8 protein-coding genes and 1 rRNA gene are annotated in these 7,104 nt (G+C 70.1%); all 9 read right to left on the reverse strand.

Annotated elements, in window-relative coordinates; genetic code table 11:
- Window positions 1-58 precede the first annotated feature (58 nt).
- On the reverse strand, window positions 59-1,114 hold the full coding sequence (locus AC07F0_RS35380; RefSeq protein WP_478984017.1) for a lysophospholipid acyltransferase family protein: 1,056 nt from the start codon (window positions 1,112-1,114) through the stop codon (window positions 59-61).
- Between the two features lie 14 nt (window positions 1,115-1,128).
- Window positions 1,129-2,190 carry an NAD-dependent epimerase/dehydratase family protein gene (locus AC07F0_RS35385; protein ID WP_478984018.1) on the reverse strand — a complete coding sequence of 354 codons (1,062 nt, stop codon included), beginning with the start codon at window positions 2,188-2,190 and terminating at the stop codon, window positions 1,129-1,131.
- Window positions 2,191-2,393: 203 nt separating this feature from the next.
- Window positions 2,394-2,492: a 30S ribosomal protein bS22 gene (locus tag AC07F0_RS35390; protein WP_003948845.1), complete on the reverse strand. Its 99-nt coding sequence runs from the start codon at window positions 2,490-2,492 to the stop codon at window positions 2,394-2,396.
- A 156-nt stretch (window positions 2,493-2,648) separates the two neighbouring features.
- On the reverse strand, window positions 2,649-2,861 hold the full coding sequence (locus AC07F0_RS35395; RefSeq protein ID WP_004984898.1) for a helix-turn-helix domain-containing protein: 213 nt from the start codon (window positions 2,859-2,861) through the stop codon (window positions 2,649-2,651).
- Between the two features lie 129 nt (window positions 2,862-2,990).
- Complete coding sequence (locus AC07F0_RS35400; RefSeq protein WP_478984019.1) at window positions 2,991-3,806, reverse strand: phosphatase; 816 nt, start codon at window positions 3,804-3,806, stop codon at window positions 2,991-2,993.
- Between the two features lie 89 nt (window positions 3,807-3,895).
- Window positions 3,896-5,068: an acetoin utilization protein AcuC gene (locus tag AC07F0_RS35405; protein WP_478984020.1), complete on the reverse strand. Its 1,173-nt coding sequence runs from the start codon at window positions 5,066-5,068 to the stop codon at window positions 3,896-3,898.
- Window positions 5,019-6,254 carry an MFS transporter gene (locus tag AC07F0_RS35410; RefSeq protein WP_478984021.1) on the reverse strand — a complete coding sequence of 412 codons (1,236 nt, stop codon included), beginning with the start codon at window positions 6,252-6,254 and terminating at the stop codon, window positions 5,019-5,021. Before AC07F0_RS35410 ends, AC07F0_RS35405 begins: the two co-directional genes overlap by 50 nt.
- 75 nt (window positions 6,255-6,329) lie before the next feature.
- On the reverse strand, window positions 6,330-6,974 hold the full coding sequence (locus AC07F0_RS35415; protein ID WP_478984022.1) for an HAD family hydrolase: 645 nt from the start codon (window positions 6,972-6,974) through the stop codon (window positions 6,330-6,332).
- Between the two features lie 61 nt (window positions 6,975-7,035).
- Window positions 7,036-7,104 (reverse strand): 5S ribosomal RNA (gene rrf, locus AC07F0_RS35420); the annotation flags it as partial.

The raw sequence follows: 7,104 nt of genomic DNA on the forward strand, positions 1-7,104 counted from the left end.
GGTACGACAGTGGGGGCGCTCCCCGGAAGGGAGCGCCCCCGTCGTCGTAAGTCCTGCTTCAGAAGAAGACCGACCGGCGCTGCACCAACAGCTTGTACAGGGTGTGCTGGATCTGCTCCCTGACCTGGTCGGTCAGGTTGAACATCAGCATCGGGTCCTCGGCGGCCTCCGGCGGATAGCCGTCGGTGAGGATCGGCTCGCCGAACTGGATCGTCCACTTCGTGGGCAGCGGAACCGCCCCGAGCGGCCCGAGCCACGGGAACGTCGGCGTGATCGGGAAGTACGGGAAGCCCAGCAGCCGCGCGACGGTCTTGGCGTTGCCGATCATCGGGTAGATCTCCTCCGCCCCGACGATCGAGCAGGGAATGATCGGCGTCCCGGCACGCAGGGCGGTCGAGACGAAGCCGCCGCGGCCGAAGCGCTGGAGCTTGTAGCGGTCCGCGAAGGGCTTGCCGAGGCCCTTGAAGCCCTCCGGCATCACCCCGACCAGTTCTCCCTGCTCCAGCAGCCGGGACGCGTCCTCGGCGCAGGCCAGGGTGTGACCGAGCTTGCGGGCCAGCTCGTTGACCACCGGCAGCATGAAGACCAGGTCGGCGGCGAGCAGCCGCAGATGCCGGCCCGCCGGGTGGTTGTCGTGCACGGCGACCTGCATCATCAGGCCGTCCATCGGCAGCGTCCCGGAGTGGTTGGCGACGATCAGGGCGCCACCCTCGGACGGGATGTTCTCGACGCCCTTCACCTCGACCCGGAAGTACTTCTCGTACAGCGGGCGCAGCAGGGACATCAGGACCTGGTCGGTCAGTTCCTCGTCGTAGCCGAAGTCGTCGACCTCGTAGTCCCCGGTGAGGCGGCGGCGCAGGAAGGCCAGGCCGCCCGCGATACGCCGCTCCAGGCCGCCCTCGCCGCCCTGGGGCCCTTCCTGGGGTTGTTCCTCAGGTGTCACAGGAACATCATCCTGCGGAACAGCCCTGGTGGGCAGGGGCTGCACCTCACGGACCGGCACGGATTCCGTGCCCGTGCGACGGTTGCCCGCGCTCCGGCGCCGCTGCGGACGCTGCGCGGCGCCCCCGCGGGACCGGTCGTCGTCGAACGGAATGACCTTGGCATCCGCCATCGTTGATGCGCTCCTCAGTTGGCGCTCTGCGTCGGGGGGTGGCCGCCGCCCGCGAGGGGCAGCGCGGCGATCCGGTCGACGGCCCCCGCAAGGGCCTCCGGCGGAAGAAGTCCGGGACCTTGACTGCGTGCGAAGTCCGCGAACGTCTCCGCGGTCGTGTACTTGGGCTGGAATCCCAGCGTCTCGCGCATCTGGCCCGTGGCCACGACCCGGCCGTGGGTGAGCAGCCTGATCTGCTCGGGCGAGAAGTCCGTCATGCCCAGCGTACGCACCAGCGAGCCCGCCCAGGTGACGGCCGGGAGCAGCAGGGGCACGGTAGGGCGCCCGAGGCGCCGGGAGCACTGGGAGAGCAGCAGCACGCCGTCACCGGCGATGTTGAAGGTGCCGCTGTTGAGCGTGCCCCGCCGCGGCTCGTGCGAGGCGATGCGCAGCACCTCGATCACGTCGTCCTCGTGCACGAACTGCAGCCGCGGGTCGTAGCCGAACACGGTCGGCAGGACCGGCAGCGCGAAGTACGAGGCGAGCGGGGTGTCCGCGGTCGGGCCCAGGATGTTGGCGAACCGCAGCACGCACACGGCCACATCGGGCCGGCGCCGAGCGAAGCCGCGGACATAGCCCTCGACCTCCACCGTGTCCTTGGCGAAGCCGCCGCTGGGCAGGGACTTGGGCGGGGTCGTCTCGGTGAAGACGGCCGGATCGCGGGGTGCGGACCCGTAGACGTTGGTGCTGGACTTCACGACCAGCCGCCGCACGTTCGGGGACTTCTGGCAGGCACCGAGCAGCTGCATGGTGCCGATGACGTTGGTCTCCTTCAGGGAGGCCCGGTTGCCGCTGCCCAGCGGTGTGCCCGTCACGTCCAGGTGGACGACCGTGTCGGCGCCCGTCTCCGCGAGCACCCGCGCGATTCCGGGCTGCCGGATGTCGGCCTGGACGAAGTCCGCGCCGCCCAGATGGTGCTCCGGCGGCACCGCGTCCACGGCGACGACCCTGTCCACGTCGGGGTCACGCTGGATCCGCCGTACGAAGCGGCCCCCCAACGGGCGGGCCACACCGGTCACGAGCACGACCTTGCCCAAGATCAGCGCCTTCCTTCCAGAGAACCTCTTGCCCCGCCGCGTTCCCCCGTGGGGCCAACTTAGCGGGTCGGTGTTGCGCTGTGATGACCGCCCGATGCGCGAAGTGACGACAAGCAGCCGGACGCAGGAGCCGGAACGCGTGTGGCCCCCCACCGGTGGGTGGGGGGCCACAGCAACGCTCTCGCGGCGTCCGCGTCGCGAACTTACTTCTTGTTGCGACGCTGGACGCGCGTGCGCTTGAGCAGCTTGCGGTGCTTCTTCTTGGCCATCCGCTTGCGCCGCTTCTTGATAACAGAGCCCACGACTACCCTCGCTCACTTCTCATCACTCGGTTGTTTGGGCGCCATGGGCCCACACGACCTACGAGGGGCTAGCCTACCCGCCCGAGCGCTGAGGTCGTAATCGAGGAGGCCAGGGTGATCCCGAGTGCCCTGTGAGGGATCACCCCGCCCCAGCCGTCAGGCGGTTTCCACCCCCACGTAGCTCTCGCGGAGGTACTCGTGAACCGCTTGCTCCGGGACGCGGAAGGACCGCCCCACACGGATCGCGGGCAGATGACCGCTGTGCACCAACCGGTACACGGTCATCTTCGACACTCGCATCACCGAGGCGACTTCCGCCACGGTAAGGAACTGAACCTCGTTCAGAGGCCTCTCGCCAGCTGCAGCCATGACACACCTGAACCTTCCGCACTCGACGGCCACCGGCTTCCCCTTCCGGTGACTCTTCGTCGCTGCGTGCTCACTCCCCAATGTAGGGGCGGGTGATGCGAGTGGGGAAGAGGTGCACCCATCGGCGGCCTACTGTGACAGACACGCCCGATTGAGTACGTAGCGGGTAAGCGGCAGGTAGTAATCAGACCGCACGCCGTCATCAAGTGGAACGACGACAGAGACGGACCCCTCCGCCTCACCGACGAACGGCGCGGGGTCGTCCGTATCGGCCGCCCCGATGACCTCGAACCCCAGCTGACCTGCTCCGCAGACCCACCCGTGGTCCCCGATGACCAGCTCGGGAAGGGGGCCGCCGGCCTCCGCGGCAGCGGCCAACACGGTACGAACCGGGAGAGGTGAGTGCGTATGTGCGCCGGGCTCACAACCGGGGCGTTCCACGCCGGATCTCCGTACCAGCGCGACTCCTCGTACGTAGTCGAGGTTGTACGTACGTAGGCCGAACCGGGTCGTTATGTCGACACAGCGACCCTGCGCCGGGGTGAGGACGGCACACCCCGCCGCCGACAGCGCGTCTGCGACAGCGGCGTAGAAACCGAGCAGCCGATGGGGATGCCCGGTGCCGAGGAGCACGGGTGCGCTGCGCCGGGCGGCCCCGGCGAGGCGCTCCGCGAAGGCGTCCAGGGCGGCCAGGGTGCGCTCCGGAGCGATCACGTCCTGGCCGGAAGTGCGCCGGGGGTCGGCCGAGACCCCGCACCGGTCCGCCATCAGCTCGAGCACCTCCCGTCGGCTCCAGGCGCCTTCGGGATCGAGCCCGAGCAGCACGCGGGGGTCCCGGGCGGCGAACAGCCGGTAACTCCGCAGGCTCTCCTCGCGGGGCGTGGCCACGGTCCCGGCGAGGCGCGCGCCCACCAGGTGCGCACGAAGGGCTTCGGGGGTCAGCACGAGGAGATCGTGCGCGACACGGGCCCCACGTGTCCCGGGAACGGGCGAACACCGCACGGTCGGCCTACCAGCCCCTCGGCGGCCACCGGTCAGGCCAGCAGCCCCCGCAGCGGGAACACCGCCCGCCGGGCCGCCAGCACCGCCTGGTCCAGCCGGTCCGCGGGGTCGTAGCCCTCCTCCCAACCGGCGAAGGCCACGGGCCAGCGCCCGTCCGTCATCCGCGCCGGGGCCAACTGCCGCGTCCGGGCGAACACTTCCTGCCGCCAGCCCTCGGGAATCACCGCCTCGGGCTCCACCGCCCGGCCCGCCGCGATCCCGACCAGATGCGTCCATGACCGCGGCACGACGTCCACCACGGCATAGCCACCCCCGCCCAGCGCCACCCACCGCCCGTCGGCGTACTCGTGCGCCAGGTCGTGACAGGCCACCTGCACCGCCCGCTGCGCGTCCAGCGACACCGCCAGATGCGCCAGCGGATCCTCGAAGTGCGTGTCGGCCCCGTGCTGCGTCACCAGCATCTGCGGCCGGAAGTCCGCGATCAGCTCCGGCACGACCGCGTGGAACGCACGCAGCCAGCCCGCGTCCCCCGTCCCGGCCGGCAGCGCCACGTTCACCGCCGACCCCTCCGCGCTGTCGGCGCCCGTCTCCTCCGGCCACCCGGTCTGCGGGAACAGCGTCCGGGGGTGCTCGTGCAGCGAGATCGTCAGCACCCGCGGGTCCTCCCAGAACGCCGCCTGCACCCCGTCCCCGTGATGCACGTCCACGTCGACGTACGCCACCCGCTCCGCCCCCAGCTCCAGCAGCCGGGCGATGGCGAGCGACGCGTCGTTGTAGATGCAGAACCCGGACGCACCGCCGGGCATCGCGTGGTGCAGCCCGCCCGCGAAGTTCACCGCGTGCTGCGCCTCACCGCGCCACACCGCCTCCGCGGCCGCCACCGACTGCCCCGCGATCAGCGCCGACACCTCGTGCATCCCGGCGAACGCCGGGTCGTCCATCGTCCCCAACCCGTACGACTGGTCCGCCGCCCCCGGCTCCACCGACGCGGCCTTCACGGCCTCGATGTAGTCCTCCCGGTGGACGAGCCGCAACGTCGACTCCCCGGCCGCCTTGGCGGCGACCACGTCCACCTCCCGGTTCAGTCCGAAGGCATCGACCAGCCTCCGGGTCAGGGCCAGCCGGACCGGGTCCATCGGATGCCCCGGACCGAAGTCATAGCCCGTTACTGCCTCGTCCCACATCAGCTGTGCGCGGCCGCTCATGTCCGCCACCGTATCGGTCCGGTTGAGCGGCGAACGACCGGGCGTACACGAGCGTCACCAGCACCAACACCATCGGCACGAGCATGGCCCCGCGATAGCTCCACAGGTCCCCGAGCGCACCGACCAACGGCGAACCGATCAAAAACCCCACATAGTTGAAGACATTCAGCCGCGCGACGGCAGCGTCCGAAGCCCCCGGGAACAACCGGCCGGCCGCCGCGAACGTCTGGGGCACCAGCACACACAACCCCACCCCCAGCAGCGTGAACCCCAGCATCCCCACCCAGGCCCCCGGCGCCCCCGCCACCACGGCGAACCCGCCCGCCGCCACCAGCGCCCCCGCCCGCACCACGGCGACGGCCCCGAACCGCCGCACCCCGAGATCCCCGATCGCCCGCCCCAGCAGCGTGGTCACCATGTACACGTTGTACGGCACCGTCGCCATCTGCTCCGAGCTCCCCAGCACGTCCTGGAGGTACTTCGCGCTCCAGTTGGAGACCGTGGAGTCCCCGATGTACGCGACGGTCATCACCAGACACAACGGCAGCAGCCACTTGAACACGACGACCTGGCCCTCGCCCGCCGCCCTCTCCTCCGCAGCCTTCTCCCCCACCGCCGGCGCCGCATCCCCGTCGTCGACGTACCACCGGCTCCCCACCAGCACAGCCGGCAGCAGCACCGCCACGACCGGCAGATACGACACCCACAGCGCCAGCTCCCAGTGCGCCCCCACCCACGCCAGCGAGGCCCCCAGGATCCCGCCCAGGCTGTAGGCCGCGTGGAAACTGAGCATGATGCTGCGTCCGTACGACCGCTGCAGGCTCACCCCGAGCATGTTCATCGACGCGTCCAGCACCCCGACGGCGAGCCCGAACGCCGCGAGCGCGACGCCCAGTTCCACCATCCGCTCCCCGGCCCCGACCCCGAGCAGTGCCAGCAGCACCACGGGCTGGGACCATCGCAACAGCCGGCTCGGCGGCACCCGCTTCACCAGCCGCTCGGTGCTCACGCTTCCGACCCCGGCGAGGATCGGCACAGCCGCCAGGAAGGCGGGCAGCAGCGCGTCGGAGACGCCGTACCGGTCCTGGATGGCCGGAATCCGCGTCACGAGCAGAGCGAAGGCGACCCCCTGCACCAAGAAGCTGAACGCCAACGAGGCCCTGCCGCGCCGCAGCACATCAGTCATGGCCGCGAGCGTAGGGCCCAGGCCTACTCATGGGTAGATCCAGCCAAAGATGAATTTGGCTCAGCTTCCACGGCCTCACAGGAGCAGTTCCGTCAGCTCCCTCATGTCGGAGAAGAGCCGCCCTGTCCCGGCGAGCCGCTCCGCCGGCGTCATGGCGGTGAACCCGTACACGTCCATTCCCGCCGCGACCGCCGCCTGGACCCCCAGCGGACTGTCCTCGACGACGACACACCGCTCCGGCGCGACCCCCATCCGCTCGGCCGCGTACAGGAACAGATCGGGAGCCGGCTTCCCCCTGCCCACATCCTCCGAGCTGAAGATCCGCCCTTCGTCGAACCAGCGGTCGAGCCCGGTCGTCCGGTGCCCCACCCGGATCCGCTCATGGCTCCCGGACGACGCCACGCAGTACGGCACGGAGTCGGCGGCGAGCTTCTGCAGCACCTCCTCGACGCCGGCCACCGGCTTCAAGTCCCGCTCGAAGGCCGCGAAGACCCGCGCGTGGAACACCTCGTCGAAGTCGACCGGCAGCCGCTGCCCGGTCTGCGCCTCCACCAGGTCGTGTACGCGGTGCATGGCGGAGCCCATGTAGTCCCGGATGGAGTCCTCGTAGGACGTCGGGTGGCCCAGCTCGGTCAGATAGGCGGCCAGGAGCCGGTTGGAAATGGGCTCACTGTCGACGAGAACACCGTCGTTGTCGAAGATCACTAGGTCATAGCGCATGGCTCGAGCCTAAACGCAGAAAACCCCCGCATCCCAAGATGCGGGGGTTTTCCCAATAATTGTTCGGCGGCGTCCTACTCTCCCACAGGGTCCCCCCTGCAGTACCATCGGCGCTGTAAGGCTTAGCTTC

It is taken from the genome of Streptomyces sp. NPDC045955 (genome assembly GCF_056430805.1).

Bases quoted from the DNA above. Each gene is read 5' to 3' on its own strand.
- AC07F0_RS35415 (WP_478984022.1), bottom strand. From the start codon at position 6,974: ATGCGCTATGACCTAGTGATCTTCGACAACGACGGTGTTCTCGTCGAC.
- AC07F0_RS35395 (WP_004984898.1), bottom strand. From the start codon at position 2,861: ATGGCTGCAGCTGGCGAGAGGCCTCTGAACGAGGTTCAGTTCCTTACC.
- AC07F0_RS35405 (WP_478984020.1), bottom strand. From the start codon at position 5,068: ATGAGCGGCCGCGCACAGCTGATGTGGGACGAGGCAGTAACGGGCTAT.
- AC07F0_RS35410 (WP_478984021.1), bottom strand. From the start codon at position 6,254: ATGACTGATGTGCTGCGGCGCGGCAGGGCCTCGTTGGCGTTCAGCTTC.
- AC07F0_RS35380 (WP_478984017.1), bottom strand. From the start codon at position 1,114: ATGGCGGATGCCAAGGTCATTCCGTTCGACGACGACCGGTCCCGCGGG.